The organism is Psychrobacter sp. GW64-MNA-CIBAN-0177, assembly GCF_040309585.1.
GTDB classification, from domain to species: Bacteria; Pseudomonadota; Gammaproteobacteria; order Pseudomonadales; family Moraxellaceae; genus Psychrobacter; species Psychrobacter okhotskensis.
Genome location: NZ_JBEOOY010000340.1, coordinates 1 through 262, shown reverse-complemented (window position 1 = coordinate 262; position 262 = coordinate 1). Strand labels below are relative to the sequence as shown.

The window sequence follows — 262 nt, the reverse complement described above, 5'->3', positions numbered from 1 at the left end:
CAGCTCTTCATCAAAGGGCGTGTCGCCGGTAAAGCTGACCTTGCCCATGCTGTAGCGCGGGCCGCTGTCGTAAATGAGCTCGATGTCGGCCACGCCCGCTTGAGGGTCCACGGCAAGTTTCTGGCTAGTGAAGCGGCCGCTGAAAAAGCCGTAGCGCGAGGCCTGGTTCTGAATCAGGCGCTTGGCGTCTTCATAATGGCCGTGGTTGAGCACGGCGCCGGATTTGAGGTCGTCGCTGGCGGGCACGCGAAAGGCCTTGAGG

The 262-nt window shown here is 61.8% G+C and carries 1 pseudogene; it reads right to left on the bottom strand.

Features of this window, described 5'->3' with window-relative positions:
- Positions 1 to 246, bottom strand: a pseudogene (locus AAEY79_RS15355) (outer membrane protein assembly factor); the annotation flags it as partial.
- Positions 247 to 262 lie beyond the last annotated feature (16 nt).